Source organism: Pontibacter kalidii (assembly GCF_026278245.1).
Taxonomy (GTDB): Bacteria; Bacteroidota; Bacteroidia; order Cytophagales; family Hymenobacteraceae; genus Pontibacter; species Pontibacter kalidii.
The window spans coordinates 1,848,567-1,865,657 of sequence record NZ_CP111079.1 but is presented as its reverse complement, the minus strand read 5'-3'; the positions used below and the strand labels follow the sequence as shown (position 1 = coordinate 1,865,657).

Annotated in this window: 11 protein-coding genes; 6 read left to right on the top strand and 5 right to left on the bottom strand. The window is 54.6% G+C overall.

The features are described 5' to 3' along the window. Window positions 1-6: 6 nt before the first annotated feature. Together OH144_RS07965 and pgi are read right to left on the bottom strand one after the other, a co-directional pair. Window positions 7-1,599: a hypothetical protein gene (locus OH144_RS07965; RefSeq protein WP_266205768.1), complete on the bottom strand. Its 1,593-nt coding sequence runs from the start codon at window positions 1,597-1,599 to the stop codon at window positions 7-9. A 104-nt stretch (window positions 1,600-1,703) separates the two neighbouring features. After that, the gene (pgi, locus tag OH144_RS07960; protein WP_266205767.1) at window positions 1,704-3,350 is read right to left on the bottom strand and encodes a glucose-6-phosphate isomerase; all 1,647 of its coding nucleotides are present in this window, start codon (window positions 3,348-3,350) and stop codon (window positions 1,704-1,706) included. 309 nt (window positions 3,351-3,659) lie between these two features. Between pgi and OH144_RS07955 the strand changes: the two genes are divergently transcribed. From OH144_RS07955 to OH144_RS07930, 6 genes are all read left to right on the top strand, one after another. Continuing rightward, window positions 3,660-3,845: a hypothetical protein gene (locus OH144_RS07955; protein ID WP_266205766.1), complete on the top strand. Its 186-nt coding sequence runs from the start codon at window positions 3,660-3,662 to the stop codon at window positions 3,843-3,845. 49 nt (window positions 3,846-3,894) lie between these two features. After that, on the top strand, window positions 3,895-6,615 hold the full coding sequence (locus OH144_RS07950) for a cation-translocating P-type ATPase (protein WP_266205765.1): 2,721 nt from the start codon (window positions 3,895-3,897) through the stop codon (window positions 6,613-6,615). Window positions 6,616-6,950: 335 nt separating this feature from the next. Further along, a complete protein-coding gene (locus OH144_RS07945) occupies window positions 6,951-7,730 on the top strand; it encodes an HAD family hydrolase (RefSeq protein ID WP_266205764.1) in 780 nt (259 codons plus the stop codon). 163 nt (window positions 7,731-7,893) lie between these two features. Further along, window positions 7,894-9,471 (top strand): trehalose-phosphatase, encoded by a 1,578-nt coding sequence (gene otsB, locus OH144_RS07940; RefSeq protein ID WP_266205763.1) that lies wholly within the window; start codon window positions 7,894-7,896, stop codon window positions 9,469-9,471. Window positions 9,472-9,475: 4 nt separating this feature from the next. Beyond that, a complete protein-coding gene (locus tag OH144_RS07935) occupies window positions 9,476-11,878 on the top strand; it encodes a glycoside hydrolase family 65 protein (protein ID WP_266205762.1) in 2,403 nt (800 codons plus the stop codon). A 25-nt stretch (window positions 11,879-11,903) separates the two neighbouring features. Beyond that, a complete protein-coding gene (locus tag OH144_RS07930; RefSeq protein WP_266205761.1) occupies window positions 11,904-12,854 on the top strand; it encodes a 1-phosphofructokinase family hexose kinase in 951 nt (316 codons plus the stop codon). A 42-nt stretch (window positions 12,855-12,896) separates the two neighbouring features. Here the strand turns inward: OH144_RS07930 and fbaA are convergent, their stop codons facing one another. The 3 genes from fbaA to OH144_RS07915 form a co-directional block, all read right to left on the bottom strand. Beyond that, a complete protein-coding gene (gene fbaA / locus OH144_RS07925; protein WP_266205760.1) occupies window positions 12,897-13,973 on the bottom strand; it encodes a class II fructose-bisphosphate aldolase in 1,077 nt (358 codons plus the stop codon). A gap of 133 nt (window positions 13,974-14,106) precedes the next feature. Then, window positions 14,107-15,522: an exonuclease domain-containing protein gene (locus tag OH144_RS07920; protein WP_266205759.1), complete on the bottom strand. Its 1,416-nt coding sequence runs from the start codon at window positions 15,520-15,522 to the stop codon at window positions 14,107-14,109. Window positions 15,523-15,654: 132 nt separating this feature from the next. Beyond that, a complete protein-coding gene (locus tag OH144_RS07915) occupies window positions 15,655-16,794 on the bottom strand; it encodes an AI-2E family transporter (protein ID WP_266205758.1) in 1,140 nt (379 codons plus the stop codon). Window positions 16,795-17,091 lie beyond the last annotated feature (297 nt).

The following is a 17,091-nucleotide window of genomic DNA, read 5'->3' as shown; positions in this document are numbered from 1 at the left end:
AATGTATCAGTTCCCTTCGCGGTCATAGGCGTGTACCCGCACATCATCAGTGGTCCTGTCTTTTGTTTCCGGGCCAAAGCTAATTTCATTGCCGCGCTCCGTGTCATAAACGTGCGTGTACTTTTTCCAGCCGCTAACGGAAGAGTTGTCTGATATTTCGTCCTCGCCCAGGCCACCGTAGATCCTTACAAGTATACTTTCCCGCACCTCGCCTGAAAGTATAAAGGTATCGTCTCCGGCCAGTCCGTGAAGTATAATTTCCTCTGTTTGGCCCCGCTGAAAGACGCGCCTATAAAGTTGTTTGGCAGGCATGCCAGTATTCGTAGGGCGCGTCACCACTACTTCCAAATGCTCGTTGTCCAGCCGTCTCACCTCAAAGTGCTCCTCTTCATCTGAGCCAGGTATCGTTACCTTTTTAGCAAGGATAGCATAAACCTTCGCGGCGGCTTTCGGCAGCAGGGCGCGGCGGCTTTTCAGGTTCCGGCTAATTTCGGCACCTACTAAAGTATAAACCGGTGGTGGCAGCTGCTGCACCGCCTCCCTAATCACCTCATCTGTCAGCTGTCGCTGCATGTCTTGGGCTATTCGTTGCCAATCCTCCAGGCTCAGCTCGTGCAGCAGGCGCTCATCCACAAAGGCAGCGTTGATCATATACGCTTTCACATCGCTGAAATCATCGTCAAACGTATGAAGCTTGCGCGCCAGCAGTTTGCTTGTGGCGATGGAGGGAATCAGGCCGTCGCCCATCTTCAGAAACACCTGGTCGCGGTCTTTGGGGATGGGGTAGAAAATGGTGTCTTTGCCCTGTGTGGCCACGGCCCAGTCCCATTGCCCTTTATGGCGGTCCCAGTCGCCTATGAGCAGGTCGAGCAGGCGTGCGCGCGCAAATGCCTCCTGGTTGAAGTGATAGACGTTGCTGGCAAAACGCTTCCGCAGCGCATCGTCCGAATCTTCAAAATCAATTATATCAGCGGCAAAGGCAGGGGTGATATCGGCAGGCGTTTCATACTTCTCCTCCAGCATAAACACCTTTCCCTGCACCTGCTGGCTAAACTCGCCGAACAGGGTATCATCAGCGGCGACATAGTATAGCTTCGGGCTGGCATGATATACGCCCACAGCTTCGGCCAGCCGCGGTATTACCAGCGCTCCAAAAGGGTTGGCTGCCGAAGTCTGGTCCCGGAGAATGTTGGTCACAAAAGTGTCTTGCCAGAACTTGCTTACAACCTCCTTGGGGTCTTTGTCGATGGAGCGGAAGGCGTAAAGCCTGCCTTGTTTGTCGCGTAGCTGAAAACTAGTGGTCTGGTAGCCACCGCCTTTCTTCACAATCTCCATTCCCCCGTTTAGGGAGTCGAGCCTGAAGATGGGCAGCTTCACGGGTGTGGCCCAGAGTTGGCGGTGGTGGTTCCCCCAGAAATAACGGTGAAAGCCGCTGCGGTCGTAGTGGCGCCCCAGGATTACCCAGGCGCTATCTGATCCGGCAGCGGCTTTCCCGTTCTGTTCTTCTGCGGTAGCCAGGGCATCGTGCTGGAAAAAATCCTCGTTTGCGCAGCCGCTCAATAGCAAGCTACAAAACAGCACCATCGCCACTCGCTTCATGTGTTATAGGTAAGCGTTAAAAGTATAGCATTGATATTTTTAGATAGACAAGAACCTGCTGCAGCAACACTTGACTCTTAACCCTTCACTTTTAACGATTGATTTTACTTATGATCGGTATAGTACGCTATCAGGCCGCTGGTAGAACTGTCGTGGGAGGAGGATTTGCCTTGTAGCAGCTCGCCCTCTATCGTGCCAGCGAGTTGCTTGCCCAACTCCACGCCCCACTGGTCGAAGCTGTAGATGTTCCAGATCACGCCCTGCACAAACGTTTTGTGCTCATACATGGCTACCAGGCTTCCCAGCTCAAACGGGGTGAGCTTCTGCATCATGATGGAAGTAGTAGGCTTGTTGCCCTCAAACAATTTATGTGGCAGCAATTGCTCCAGCTCCTGTCCTGACATGCCTTTCTGCGTCAGCTCCTGGCGCACTTCGTCGGCGTTTTTGCCTTTCATCAGGGCCTCGGTTTGTGCAAAGAAGTTAGAGAGCAGCAGCGGGTGGTGGTTACCAATGGGATTATGGCTTTCAGCCGGAGCTATAAAATCGCAGGGTATCAGTATAGTTCCCTGGTGGATAAGCTGGAAGAAGGAGTGCTGGCTGTTGGTTCCAGCCGCCCCCCACACCACGGGTTGCGTCTGGTAATCCACGCGGTTGCCGTTGCGGTCGGTGCTCTTGCCGTTGCTCTCCATCAGCAGTTGCTGCAGGTATTCGGGCAACAGGCGCAGGTAATGGTCGTAAGGAAGGATGGCGTGTGTCTGGCAGCCGAAGAAGTTGGTGTACCAGATGCTCAGCAGCGCCATCAGCACCGGAATATTTTTCTCTAAAGGCTCCTGGCGGAAGTGCTTGTCCATCGACTCCGCACCACGCAGCAGTTCTTCAAATTTGTCATAGCCTAACGCGCAGGCCACAGACAAACCAATAGCTGACCAGAGAGAGAAACGTCCGCCTACCCAATCCCAGAAACGGAAAGCGTTTTCCTCAGCGATACCGAATTGCGTAACGGCCTCAATGTTGGTAGAGAGCGCCACAAAATGCTTCTTGATGTGCTCGCGGTCCACGGCCTTGTTCAGGAACCAGCCGCGTGCCGTCTCGGCATTGGTGATGGTTTCCTTGGTGGTATAGGTCTTGGAGGCGATGATGAACAGCGTGGTTTCGGGGTCCAGGCGGCGCAGCACTTCGGCGGCGTCTGTGCCGTCCACATTGGAAATAAAGTATACTTCCAGGTCCGGCTTCTGGTAATTCTTCAGGGCTTCCACTACCATCTTAGGGCCCAAGTCAGAGCCGCCGATGCCGATGTTCACAATGCTTTGGATGCGCTTGCCTGTATAGCCGGTCCACTCGCCGGCGTGCAGTTTGTTACAGAAGTTGCGCATCTGCTCCTGCACCTGGCGTACTTCCTGCAGGGCATTCTCGCCCTCCACCTCCAGGCGTTCGTCAGAGAAATTTCGAAGGGCGGTGTGCAGTACGGCGCGGTTTTCGGTCGCGTTGATCTTCTCGCCGCCAAACATGCTTTCTATCGCACCGGGCACGTCCATCTCCTTGGCCAACTGCACCAGCAGCTGCAGTGTATCGTGGGTGATGCGGTTCTTGGAAAGGTCGTAAATGGTGTCGTTCAGGCGGAAGGTCAACTTGTTGAAACGATCAGCATCTTGTGCAAAAAGATCGCGCAGGTGTTGTGGTTGTACCGTTTTAAAGTGCTCCTCGAGGTGTTTCCAGGCTTCGGTTTTGGTCGGAGGGTAGTTTTTCAGCATAGTATGTTTTTTCAGAGTTGTTTCGGCTCCCGGGCTCCCTTACTTCAATTTGGTATACCGGGTTTCGGCCAGTTAGTTTTTACGTATGAAGGCTGGCAGGTTAAGAGTTGCCGTCTCAAAGTTAGAAAATAATTGCATTGTGCCCGCTGGTAGCCAGTGCTGAGGGCGATAATATCAATTTGGCACCTGCTACGTAGGTAAGGAGGTGTCTGTAAGATGTTTCAGGGACGAAGAAAAGTAAAGAAAGATACCTCTTATTTATCCGGTGATCAGGATAGGTATAGATCAATTTATACTTTAAAAGAAGTTATGGAAGAGAGAAAAGAAGATGCCCAGCATAAGCCAGTTAAGAAAAAGGGAATACTAAAAGAAGATGAGGGTAAAACCATCCCACCGGGGCCGGCAGACTACGTAACCGGCGGCGACACGCACGCCACGCGCCCGGAGCAGGGGCCGGATGTGCCACCACAGGAGCGGACCCAGGGCATTCCGTAAGGTTGTTCTGACACCTTATTTCAGCAACACCATGCACTAAGGCGGCAAAATGGCGATAGATCAGAAATTTGCTTATCACAGCGTCAGCAACGAGGAAACGCTGGAAAAACTACAGACCAGCCCGGACGGACTATCTGAGGATGAAGCCAAAAAGCGGCAGCAGGCGTACGGACCCAATGAGCTGACAGGGAAGGAAGGTATCAACCCCTTTATTCTTTTCCTGAACCAATTCAAGGATTTCCTGATCCTGGTGCTCGTGCTGGCAGCGGGCGTGGCCTGGTATGCAGACCATATGGTGGATGTGTACGTGATCCTGGGGGTGATCCTGTTTAACGCTGTGCTGGGCTTTGTGCAGGAATATAGGGCAGAGAAGGCGATTCAGGCCCTGAAGAGTATGCTGAAGCAGGAGGCGAAGGTGCTGCGGAGAGGAAAGCCCCAAACGGTGGAGGCGCGGGAACTGGTGCCCGGCGATGTGATCGCGCTGGAAGAGGGCGACGGCATTCCCGCAGACGCCCGCCTGCTGCGGGGCAAGAACCTGCAGACCATCGAAGCCTCCCTCACGGGAGAGTCGCTGCCCATAGAGAAACACACGGAGCCGCTGCCCGAAAAAACCAACCTGGGCGATAGGGTAAATATGCTCTGGAAAGGCACCCACGTGGCCCGCGGGTCTGCTACCGCCGTGGTTACCGGCATTGGCGGCGATACGGAGCTGGGTAAGATTTCCCACTCCCTTGGCTCCATCAAGGCCACAGCCACAAACTTCCGCAAAAAGACGGAGCGCCTGGCCAAGCAAATGGCCGTGATCGCCATTGTTACCTCCGCCATTGTGTTTATACTTGGTTACTTCTTCCGGGATTACCCCTTTGAGGAGGTGCTGCTGATTACCGTGGCCACGCTCGTAGCCTCTATTCCGGAGGGCCTGCCGGCCGTGATCACCATCGTGCTAGCGATTGGAGCCAGCCGCATGGCAAGCCAGAATGCCATTACCCGCGAGTTTTCCGCCACCGAAATGCTCGGCTCTGTAACCGTTATACTTACCGACAAAACCGGCACGCTCACCAAAAGTATACTTACCGTGGGCAAAGTATACTTAGGTGATGGCACTGAGCTGGAAGTGTCGGGTACTGGCTATGCGCCGGAAGGCGAGCTGACAAGAGACGGCGAAAGTATAAACCCAGCCGAATCTATGGTGCTGCAGCAGTTGCTGCTCATCGCCAAAGTATGCAACAATGCCCACCTGGGAGAGGCAAAGGCAGGAGAGGAAGAGAATGGCCCGGAGCCGGATGTTACCGGCGACCCGACAGAGGTGGCGCTGCTGGTGCTGGCCAAAAAGGCGGAGGCCAGGCAGGGGCGGGAGCTGCCGCAGGCGCACGTAATCGATGACCTGCCGTTCAGCTCGGAGCAGAAGTTCAGGGCTACGCTGGCAGCGGTAGATGGGCAGCGGCAGCTATTGGTCGTGGGCGCCCCGGAAAAGATCCTGCGCCTGAGCACGCGCATCCTAACCCAGGAGGGACCGCAGCAACTGACAGAGGAGGTGCGCCGGCGCATACAGGACAAGAACGATGCGTGGGCCGACAAGGCCATGCGGGTGCTGGCTCTGGCGTACCGCGAAGGGGATAACATGGCTGATGATGCCACCAGTAAAGATGTGCAGGAGCTGGTCTGGGTGGGCATTACAGGCATTATTGACCCGCCCCGCAGTGGCGTACAGGAGGCCGTGGCCGATTGTAAGTCAGCGGGCATCCGGGTGATGATGGTCACCGGTGACCACAAGCGCACCGGGACGGCTATTGCCCGCGAGGTAGGCATCCTGGAGCCGGACGCCAAGGAAACAGGTTTCCCCCTCGCCCTGCAGGAGGATGAGCTGGAGTCGCCGGAGTATGTGTTCGAGGACCTGGTAGACCATGTTTCGGTATTTACCCGCGTGAGCCCCAACACCAAATTGCGTATTGCGGAGAACCTCCAAAGCAAAGGCCATTTAATTGCCATGACCGGCGATGGCGTAAACGATGCCCCGGCGCTGAAACGCGCCGATGTGGGCATTGCCATGGGCATACGCGGCACTGATGTAGCCAAGGACGCTTCCCAGATCGTGCTCTCGGATGATAACTTTGCCACCATTGTGCGTGCGGTGCGCGAGGGGCGTATCGTGTTTCAGAATGTGCGGCAGACGAGCTTTTTCCTCCTCACCACCAATTTCGCTTTTGCTCTGGTATTCATTGTCACCCTCTTGCTGGGCTGGCCTTTCCCACTCACGGCCACGCAAATCCTGTGGGTAAACCTGGTTACCGATGGCGTGATGGAACTGGGCCTGGCCACCGAGCGCGGCCACGGCGACATCATGAAGCGGAAGCCTGTCCCTCGAAACGCCCACATCCTTGACAGAAGCGTCGTGCCTTATATCCTGCTCATGAGCGTCGTCATGCTGGGGCTTACGCTGGCCGTTTTCTCCTACTACCTGCCGCAGGGCGAGGGGCTGGCCCGCACCGCTGTTTTCATCGTCATCTCCATGACACAGGTATTCAACACGTTCAACATGCGCTCCCTGGAGTTCTCTGTTTTCGAGATCGGGATGTTCAGCAACAGGTACGTAAACATGGCCTTTGTCGTATCCGTGTTGTTGCAGTTACTCGTGATCTACACCCCTTTTCTGAGCGGGGTCTTCAGCTTTGAAGCATTGCCTTTGCTGGATCTGGTGACCATTATCCTGCTTTCCAGCCTCGTAATTTGGGCCGCGGAGGCATATAAATGGTTTACCCGCAAAAAATAAGCTGCAATGGGGCTGGCAACGTATAAAATATAGTATACCCGGCATTTATACTTTTCCGGGTGCTGCAATGGTGTTATAACCACAAGAAAAAGACGGTGAACTAATGCAATTTAATAGCCGTAGATGCTGTAACTATGGGGGTATGTCCCTATATTTGATGACCCGGGAAAGGGCTGGCAGCGGCGTTCCTTCCGAGGCTTCTGACAACGGCTGTGCCTCTTTTGGCTGGTTAGCCGAAGTATGATGCGGGCTGACGACACTGGTCTTTACGAGTGCCGCAGACGGCCGGCTGCCTGAGAACTAATAGTGAAAACCTATCAAGCAAAGCTATACTTATGAGTAATCTGAGTAACCTTATACAAGAGCGAAATATCAAGGCCCTCATTCTGGACATGGATGGCGTGATCACGAACACGGCCGGGCTACATGCCGAGGCTTGGAAAAAGCTGTGCGATTCGTTCCTGCGCCAGCGCAGCGAGCAGGATGGCAAGTCCTACGAGCCGTTCGACCTCAAAGAGGACTATCAGGCATACGTGCACGACGTACCCCGCCTAGATGCCATGCGTAACTTTATGGCCTCCCGTGGTATTACCCTGCCGGAAGGCAACCCAAACGACAGCGTGGGAACCAACACCCTTGTGGGTCTGGGCGAGCGCAAAGACTACTATTTTCATGAGCTGCTGAAGCAGAATGGCGTCGTAGTGTTTGATGATGCCGTAAAATATGTAAAAGAGCAGCAGCAGAAGGGCATGAAAACGGCCATTGTTTCAGGAAGCCGCAACTGCCTGACCATCCTTCGCCGTGCCGGTCTGGACAGGCTTTTTGAAGTGCGTGTCGACAAGGTGGTGGCCAATGAACTCAAGATGAAGAGCAAGCCCGCCCCGGACATTTACCTGGAGGCCGCCCGCCAGCTGGGCGTTGACCCGAAGCAGACCGCTGTTTTTGAAGATACTGCCGGGGGTGTAGAAGGTGCCAAAGCCGGAGGTTTCGGATTGGTAGTGGGCGTAGACCGAAGCTTTGTGCAGGAAAGGCTGGAATCTAAAGGAGCGGATACCGTCATCAAAGGTTTTACAGCTGAACTGAAAGAGAAGGTTGCCCCTTCACTGGACTCCTAAAGTATACGTATACTTCTGTGAATTACAATAAAAGCGCCTCTTTCACAAAAGGAGGCGCTTTTGCTTTGTAGACCTGCCAGCTAGCATAAGAATATGGTAATAACTTAAAGGGCTAAACTATAGTATGATTTTCCTGAAAGGCTAATCCTGTAATTCCTAAAGTATGCCGTCACGAAACCTGTTCTACCTGTTGGAGAGCAAACAAGTAAAGGCCCTTATCTTCGACCTCGATGGCGTGATTACCCGGACGGCGCGGGTGCACGCCAACGCCTGGAAGCGCATGTTCGATGACTACCTTAAGCAGCGCGGGCAGCTGGAGGGCAAGGTATACGAGCCGCTAAATATAGCCACCGACTACCGCCGCTACATAGACGGGATCCCGCGCTACGACGGGGTGCGCAATTTCCTCTCCTCACGCAGTATAACCCTGCCGGAAGGCACCCCAGTGGATGAACCCGGCAAGGAGACGGTGGCAGGGCTGGGAAACCTCAAGAACGCATACTTCCACGATCTGCTGCAGCAGGGCGGGGTGGAAGTATATCCCGATACCGTCGCTTTTGTAAAGGAGATGCGGCAACGGGGTTACCGTACGGCCGTTATCTCTGCCAGCAAAAACTGCCAGGCCATACTGGCGGCGGCTGTTTTAGAGGCGCTGTTCGAGGTGCGGGTGGATGGCGTGCTGTCGGCGGAACTAGGGCTGAAGGGCAAGCCTGCCCCCGATATTTTTCTGGAGGCTGCACGGCGGCTGCAGGTGAAACCGGAGCAGGCAGCCGTTTTTGAGGATGCCCTGGCAGGCGTGGAGGCAGGAAAGGCCGGAGGTTTTGCCCTGGTAGTGGGCATTGACAGAACCAACCAGGCGGAAGAGTTATCCAAACATGGCGCCGATGTGGTGCTACAAACATTACCATCCCATACAATGAAGAACCAAACCACGAACATGGTACAAAAACAGGACGGCAAAAATCTTCCGTCAGCCTTGAACAAAGTAAAGGAGCTGCTAGATGGCAAGACACCGGCCGTTTTCCTGGACTACGACGGCTGCCTGGCCCCCATTGTAAAAGACCCTGACAAGGCCATCCTTTCCGAAGGTATGCGCAGCACCCTGCAGCAGCTGGCGCAGGTATGCCCGGTGGCAGTGGTAAGCGGCCGTGATCGCGCCAACGTGGAGCAACTGGTGCAGCTGGATAGTCTATACTATGCCGGTTCCCACGGCTTCGATATTTCGGGGCCCAACAACATGCACACCGAGCCGGGCGGGGCCGCCGCCGCCATCCCTGCCTTAGACAAAGCGCAGAAGGCGCTCAACGAGCGTTTGAAGGATGTGGAGGGGGCGCTGGTGGAGCGGAAGCGCTATGCCATCGCCGTGCATTACCGTAACGTGGCGGAGGGGCAGGTAGCGCAGGTGCTGGAGGTGGCAAACGATGTCCTCTCAAAGTATAAGGAGCTCAAGCCCGGGCCGGGTAAAAAAGTGCTTGAACTCAAGCCTAACCTGGACTGGCACAAGGGCAAAGCGGTGCATTGGTTGCTGGAGGAGCTTGACCTGAACAAACCCGACATCATCCCGCTATACATTGGTGATGATCTGACAGATGAAGATGCCTTTGCCGCACTCCAGGGCCAGGGCGTGAGTATACTGGTGGGAGAGCATGACGAGCAGACTGCCGCCGCTTACAGGCTGGAGAGCGTAGAAGAGGTACAGGAGTTTCTGCAGGCCCTCGCCCAAGAACTAAAAAAGGAGTAAGATTATGCAGAAGTGGAGGATGACCTACGAGAGCTGGAAACCCGAGCAGCAACTGCTTCGCGAGGCGCTCTGCACGCTGGGGAACGGCTACCTGGCCACGCGCGGCGCTTTTGAGGAAGCCTCTGCTGAGCGGGGGGCACACTACCCGGGCACTTACTTGGCAGGTGGCTACAACCGTTTAACCTCCGAAATTGCCGGCAAGAAAATTGAGAACGAGGACCTGGTGAACTGGCCCAACTGGCTGCCCCTCACCTTTCGTCACCTGGGGGAAGACTGGTTTGATATCAGGAAGGTGGAGTTAATCGGTTTCCGGCAGGAACTGGACATGCAGCAGGGCCTGTTGCTGCGCCACCTACACTTCCGTGATAAGAAAGGCCGGGAAACAACGCTGGTGAGCAGGCGCTTTGTAAGCATGGCCAACAAGCATGTGGCGGCACTGCAGTGGGAACTCACACCGCTAAACTGGTCAGGTGAGGTGGAGGTGGTCGCTGCCCTGGACGGACGGGTGACGAACAGCGGTGTGGAGCGCTACAGCGCCCTGCAGAGCCAGCACCTCAAGACCATACAGCAGGGGCGTCACAACAAGGATACCGTATATCTGGAAGTTGAGACTGTGCAATCCCGGCTGGTAATGGCGCAGGCGGCCCGGCTGAGGGTGTACCGGGAGGCAGCGCCGGTGGACTTGGAGCGCGAGGTACAGCTGGAGGAGGGCTACGTGGCGATGCAGTTCAAATTGAGGTGCGAGCAAAACAAGCCGGTGTTGATTGAGAAAGTGGTGCAGGTGCATACCTCCCGGGACCAGGCCATTACAGAGCCCCTGCAGGAGGCCTGCAAGAACATTGACCGGCAGGGAGTCTTCGAGCACCTGTTGTACAAGCATACGCTGGCCTGGCAGCGGCTCTGGAACCGATGTGACTTTGAGCTCTCCTGCAACGAGAAAACGCAGGGCATTTTGCGCCTGCACATTTTCCACCTGCTGCAGACCGTATCAGCCAATACCGTGGGGCTGGATGTGGGCGTGCCTGCCCGTGGACTGCACGGAGAGGCCTACAGGGGGCATATTTTCTGGGATGAGCTGTTCATTTTCCCTTTCCTGAACCTGCGCCTGCCCGAGCTTACCCGCGAACTGCTGCTCTACCGCTTCCGCCGCCTGCCCGAGGCACGCTATGCTGCCACACAAGCCGGTTACCGGGGCGCCATGTTCCCCTGGCAGAGCGGCAGCAACGGCCGGGAGGAGAGCCAGGTTATCCACCTAAATCCCCAGTCGGGCCGTTGGCTGCCCGACAACACCTTCCTACAGCGGCATATCAGCGCGGCCGTGGCCTACAATGTATGGCAGTATTACCAGGCCACCGGTGACATGGGATTTATGACCTATGTGGGCGGCGAGCTGATTTTCGACATAGCCCAGTTCTGGTCTTCCATTGCCGTGTTCAACACCGGGCGCGGCCGCTATGAGATCCGCCATGTAGTGGGGCCCGACGAGTACCATACGGAGTACCCGGACTCCGATGAACCTGGTTTGAACAATAATGCCTACACGAATGTGATGGCGGTGTGGGTGATACAGGTAGCGCTGAAGCTGTTCGACATCCTGGACGATGCACGGGTGGAGGAACTGAGCGAGAAACTAAGCATATCCGAAGCGGATAAAGAGCGGTGGCGCGACATTGCCGCCAAAATGTACATTCCCTTTATTGGGGATAGCGGCATTATCGCGCAGTTTGAGGGCTATGAGCGTCTGTCAGAATTTCCCTGGGACAAGTACCGCGCCAAGTATGGAGAGGCCATGCGCCTGGACCGCATCCTGGAGAGCGAGGGAGACAACGTGAACAAGTATAAAGCCAGCAAGCAGGCCGATGTGCTCATGCTGTTTTACCTGTTCTCCTCCAAAGAACTGATGGATATCTTTAAACGGCTGCAGTATGATTTCACCCCTTCGTACATACTGGAGAATATCGCCTATTACGAGCAGCGCACCTCCCATGGCTCCACCCTGAGTAAGATCGTGCATTCGTGGGTGCTGGCCCGTACAGACCGTACGAAAGCCTGGCATAGTTTTCAGGTTGCCCTGGTAAGCGACGTGGAGGACATACAGGGAGGCACCACGGCTGAGGGAATACACCTGGGTGCCATGGCCGGCACAGTAGACCTGGTGCAACGCGGTTTCATGGGGCTGGAGATCCGGGACGAGGTGCTGTGGCTCGACCCGGTGCTGCCGGACGAGCTTGGCTGTCTCAACTTCAACGTCAGGTACCGCAGCCATTGGATCACCATCCGCCTTACCCAAGATAAAATGTTTATCTCCTTCGACAGAAGCTGGTCAAAGGAGGTACAGATAGGCGTACAGGGTAAGGTGTATACTTTCAGGACGGGGGAGCAGCGCGAATTCAACATAGCCAGGTAAGCAACTTATACTTTCTTTTATACTTATGAGCGAAATCATCACCATCACCATGAACCCCGCCCTGGATAAAAGCACGCATGTGGCGCAGGTGCTGCCCGAGAAAAAGCTTCGCTGCGAAACTCCTGTTTATGAGCCTGGCGGAGGCGGCATTAACGTGTCGCGGGCGCTGAAGAAGCTGGACGGCAGTTCTTGTGCGTGGATGCTAGTGGGTGGCCCCTCAGGGGAGCGGATCTGTGGTTTGCTGGAGGAAGAAGGCGTGGACTTCAGGGCAATCCAAACCAAAAACTGGACACGCGAAAACCTGATGGTGATGGAGGATAATTCCGGTAACCAGTACCGCTTCGGCATGCCCGGCCCCGAGGTATATGAGCAGGAGTGGCGGCAGTGCCTGGATGATCTGGAGAAGCTCCCGGAGGAGAAAACCCCGAAGTATGTGGTGGCCAGCGGCAGCCTCTCGCCGGGCGTTCCGGATGATTTTTATGAGCAACTGGCAGAGGTGGCGCACCGCAGGAAATTCAGGCTGATCGTGGATACCTCCGGAGCGGCGCTGATGAAGGCAGCAGGGGATGGCGTGTACCTGCTGAAGCCAAACCTGGGTGAGCTGGCGGCATTGGCAGGCAGGGAGAAAATATCGGCCATGGAGCAGGAGGAGATTGCCAGGCAAGTATTAGGTGAGGGGAAGTGCAAGGTACTGGTGGTGTCGCTGGGGCCGCGCGGCGCCATGCTGGCTTCTCCTAAAGGTATAACGTATGTGGTGCCGCCCACCATGCCGCAGCAGAGTGCCGTGGGCGCCGGCGATAGTATGGTGGCCGGAATGGTGCTCGGCCTACTCCATGGTAAAAGTTTGGAGGATGTGGTCCGCTACGGCGTGGCAGCCGGTACCGCCGCCACCATGACACCCGGCTCAGAGCTTTGCCGGAAAGAGGACACCGACAGGATATACCAGTGGCTGATAGAGCACAAGGAGCAGGTATAAAAAAGTATGGCGAGGTTTTCGCCTCGCCATACTTTAAGTGTATTAATTGCGGTTGTTCGCGTTCAGGTCTGTGAAGGCCTCCTTCAAACGAGCAATAAACGTTTTCTCGCCTTCGCGCAGCCATACGCGTGGGTCGTAGTACTTTTTGTTTGGCGAATCCTCTCCGTCCGGGCTGCCGATCTGGCTTTGCAGGTAGCCTTTCTTCCCTTCGTAGTAGTCGCGGATACCTTCCCAGAACGCCCACTGCATGTCCGTGTCGATGTTCATTTTGATAGCGCCGTACTCGATCGCCTCCTTAATTTGGTGCTTCTCAGAGCCGGAGCCGCCATGGAATACGAAGTGCACCGGGTTAGGGCCTGTGCCGAATTTCTCCTGGATGTAGTCCTGAGAGTTTTTCAGGATATCAGGGCGCAGTTCTACGTTTCCTGGCTTGTACACGCCGTGCACGTTTCCAAAGGCAGCCGCTATCGTGAAGCGAGAGCTTACTTTGTTCAGCTCCTCGTAGGCATAGGCCACTTCATCCGGCTGTGTGTACAGTCGGGAGCTGTCCACGCCTGTATTGTCCACGCCATCTTCCTCGCCGCCGGTTACGCCTAGCTCAATCTCCACGGTCATGCCCAATTTGTTCATGCGCCTGAAGTAGCTGGCGCAGGTCTCAATATTCTCTTGGATCTCTTCCTCAGAAAGGTCCAGCATGTGCGAGCTGTACAGTGGCTTGCCGTGCTGCGCGTAGAATTTCTCGCCGGCGTCCAGCAGACCATCAATCCAGGGGAGCAGTTTTTTAGCGGCGTGGTCGGTGTGCAGCACTACAGGCACACCATATGCCTCCGCCATCAGGTGCACGTGCTGCGCGCCGGAGATGGCACCAGCGATAGCGGCCTTCTGGCTATCGTTGCTCAGGCCCTTACCAGCGAAGAACTGCGCGCCGCCATGAGAGAACTGGATGATAACAGGTGAGTTTACGGCCTTGGCCGTCTCCAGCACCGCGTTTATAGAGTTGGTGCCGATCACGTTCACGGCAGGAAGCGCGAAGTTGTTCTCATTCGCATACTTAAACAGCTCTGTCACTTCGTCGCCGAACAGTACGCCCGGTCTGAATCTTGTTTTTGTTTCGTTCACAGAATTATTCTTAAATAATGGTTAATCATAAGGTGTACCAGAAGGCATGGCCCCTAATATGCTTATACTTTAGCGACTTGAAGTTAGGAGGTTTTGCTGTAAAAGCAAACCCTGCTTTTACAGCAGCGGCAACTTAATCGAACACCAGCACCTTATCCTTGTGCTTGCCGCGCATGTAATTGCGGATAATCTGCTGCACGTCCTTGTTGTCGTTGTAGCGCTGTACGGCCCCTTTGAATTCCTGCAGGTTGCTGGCCGAGAAGGTATCATCCACAAAGCCGAAGCCGAGGTAAGTACCGTGCTCCACCACCACCACTGAGCGCTCGCCGGGCTCGCGGCCTTTGCCAAGAATCACAAAGCTGTTGTGCTCGTAGGTAAACGACTCGATGGCCTCTTCCACGCGCTTGTTGTACTCCTCGGGGCTCTCCTTGCCGATACAGGCGCCGCTGCATTGGTGCACCTGGTAATCAAAGCAGGCGCCGTTGGTCTTATACAGGTCGCAGAGCTTCTGGCACAGGTTAAACTTGGCCACTTTATGGAACAGGAAACCCTTCGCCTTGAAGTGGTTCGAGAGCGCGATGATCGGCGTCATGCTGACGTTGTCGGCTTTATCCACACTACTGTAGGTCAGGCGCTTGTAACCGCTGGCATCCTCATACACATAAATACCGGTGTTAAACACGCTGCGGCGCTGTTGGCGGTTGTAGTGCGGCTTCATGCGCTTTATCTCTGCCGACTCAAACAGCAGCGACACCAATTCATTACCCATCAGCTCATAGGTGATGTCGGCGATGCTGTTCTTAAAGTCCAACGACTTGCGCGTTTTGTAATCGATGTTGAAGTGCTGGATGATGCGCTTCTTGATGTTGATGCTTTTGCCGACATAGATTACCTCGCCCGCCTCGTTATAGAAATAGTATACACCCGGCACCATGGGCAGGGCATCCACTTTCTCCTTGCTGATGGCGGGTGGCAGCAGCGAGGTTTTTATCTCCTGCTTCAGCACCTGCGTGGTGTGCTCGGCGGCCATGTTCATGTTGCCGTCCACCACCGGGCGGTTTATTTTTATCAGCCTGTCGAAAAGGATAGCCGTGGCCTCGGCATCGCCAATGGCACGGTGGCGCTGACTCAGGGGGATGTCTATACTTTGGCAGAGTTTGCCCAGGCTATAGGAGGGCAGCCCGGGCATCAGGGAGCGGCTCAGGCGCACGGTGCAGAGCGTCTTGCGCTGAAAAGTAAAGCCGAGGTCGGCAAACTCCTTTTTCATAAAAGAGTAGTCGAAGCGCACATTGTGGGCCACGAAAACCTTCCCTTCGGTGAACTCCACAATCTCTTTGGCTACCTCGTAAAACCTGGGTGCGTCCTGCACCATGTCGTCTTTAATGCCCGTAAGCTGGGTGATGAAGTAGGGGATGGGGCGCTCTGGGTTAATGAGCGTGTGGTATTTGTCTACGATCTTCTCCCCGTCATGTATAAAAATGGCAATCTCGGTGATCTTGTCCTGGTGGGGCTGGCCACCGGTTGTCTCAATATCTACTATCGCGTACAAGTTGCTCTGGTTTAGGTCCTGTGCTTCGGGGGGCGAGGCATTAGCTGCAGCCCCATCTTCTAAACCAAAATTATTAGTAATCCGTTTCAAATCGCTTCTATTGCTATATAACGGCAAATCAGGTTAGCAACATTAATCATTCACGTCTTTTTTACCACGCCAGATGCCATTCACGATCTCTTCGAACCAGTTGCGCACCCGTCCTTTCTTCTTAGGTTTCAGCTCGTCCATGTCCGCCATCAGGAATCCGATCGGCTGCAGTGGCTCATAGACATCAAAGATCACCTTCATCATGGCAATCATCGGAATGGAAAGGATCATGCCGGCAGCGCCCCAGATCTCACCGCCCACCAACAGGGCAAGTATAGCCGCAAAAGGATTCAGGCTCACCTTTGATCCCACTACGAATGGCGTGATAAAGTTACCCTCCAGGAACTGCACGAACATGAAAACGATCACTACCAGCACGGCATCCAGCAGGTTTCCGGTGGTTGCCAGGGTAAACAAGGCCGGCAGCGAGGCCCCAATAAGTATACCGATGTAGGGGATAATGGTCAGTATGGAGGCGAACACACCGAAGAAGACGGCATACTTTACCCCCAGTATGAGCAGGCCCGCCGAGTTGAGCAGCGCCACCACCACAATCACGATCATCAGCCCCGAAATATAGCTCTGCACCACATGTTGAATGTTGGTCACGGTCTGGATCACGCCGCTGCGCTTGTCCTTGGCTACGAACTTGAACATAAACTGCTCCAGGTGGTCGCGGTAGTAGAGCAGCAGGAAAACGAAGATGGGCACCAGGGTCAGGATGGTGATGGCGCCTGTAGTAATGGAGATGGTGCTGCCCAGGAACGTGGTGGTGAAATCCTGCAACCCGCCGATGGCATTCTGAATGAGCTCCGATTTGTTTGGTGGCGCGATGCCGAAGTTTGTTACAAAGAAGGCCTGCCCCTTCAGTATGAGCTTCTGCATGTTTTTGCCGATGGAATCGAGCTCGGAGGTAAGGCTAACCAGCTGCATGGATAGAAACCAGACCACCAGGCTTAGGATAACGATCACCAGCAGGATGCTGGTGAAAATGGCCAGGGGCCTGGGGAAGCGCAGCTTATGCTCCAGGTCGCGGGTAAGGGGCAGCAGCAGCAGCGCGAACAGCAGCCCGAAAGCCAGCGGCATCAAAACGGCCTTGAACTGCTGCAAAGCGTAAATCAGCAGGATCAAACCCAAAAGTATAACGGTGTATTTAAAGTATGTTGGTAGCTTAATTTCCATTTAACCTGTCCATATCATTTGATTTCTCTTGTCAACCCCTACTTTTGCCACTCAAAAATAAGCAAATGTTATGCGTTAAAGCATATAATTATTAATATATAAGATTGCTAACAAAGTTAGTATAAAAAGTGTGCAAATACTCCCGGTTTGCTGAACCAGCTCTAGAATTATACTGTTAGGAAGAAGTAACCGGTATCTAGGAGAGCTGATTTGACTAAGAAGATTAGTAAAACAGAGAAAGACTTCTTAATTTTAGCCTCGGGTAGGAACTATTCAGTTGCATCTGGTCTTCTATAT

What these genes read in the sequence shown, in the direction of transcription:
- OH144_RS07945 (WP_266205764.1), top strand. Translation starts at nt 6,951, where the DNA reads ATGAGTAATCTGAGTAACCTTATACAAGAGCGAAATATCAAGGCCCTC.
- OH144_RS07955 (WP_266205766.1), top strand. Translation starts at nt 3,660, where the DNA reads ATGGAAGAGAGAAAAGAAGATGCCCAGCATAAGCCAGTTAAGAAAAAG.
- OH144_RS07950 (WP_266205765.1), top strand. Translation starts at nt 3,895, where the DNA reads ATGGCGATAGATCAGAAATTTGCTTATCACAGCGTCAGCAACGAGGAA.
- OH144_RS07930 (WP_266205761.1), top strand. Translation starts at nt 11,904, where the DNA reads ATGAGCGAAATCATCACCATCACCATGAACCCCGCCCTGGATAAAAGC.
- OH144_RS07965 (WP_266205768.1), bottom strand. Translation starts at nt 1,599, where the DNA reads ATGAAGCGAGTGGCGATGGTGCTGTTTTGTAGCTTGCTATTGAGCGGC.
- OH144_RS07915 (WP_266205758.1), bottom strand. Translation starts at nt 16,794, where the DNA reads ATGGAAATTAAGCTACCAACATACTTTAAATACACCGTTATACTTTTG.
- OH144_RS07935 (WP_266205762.1), top strand. Translation starts at nt 9,476, where the DNA reads ATGCAGAAGTGGAGGATGACCTACGAGAGCTGGAAACCCGAGCAGCAA.
- otsB (WP_266205763.1), top strand. Translation starts at nt 7,894, where the DNA reads ATGCCGTCACGAAACCTGTTCTACCTGTTGGAGAGCAAACAAGTAAAG.
- pgi (WP_266205767.1), bottom strand. Translation starts at nt 3,350, where the DNA reads ATGCTGAAAAACTACCCTCCGACCAAAACCGAAGCCTGGAAACACCTC.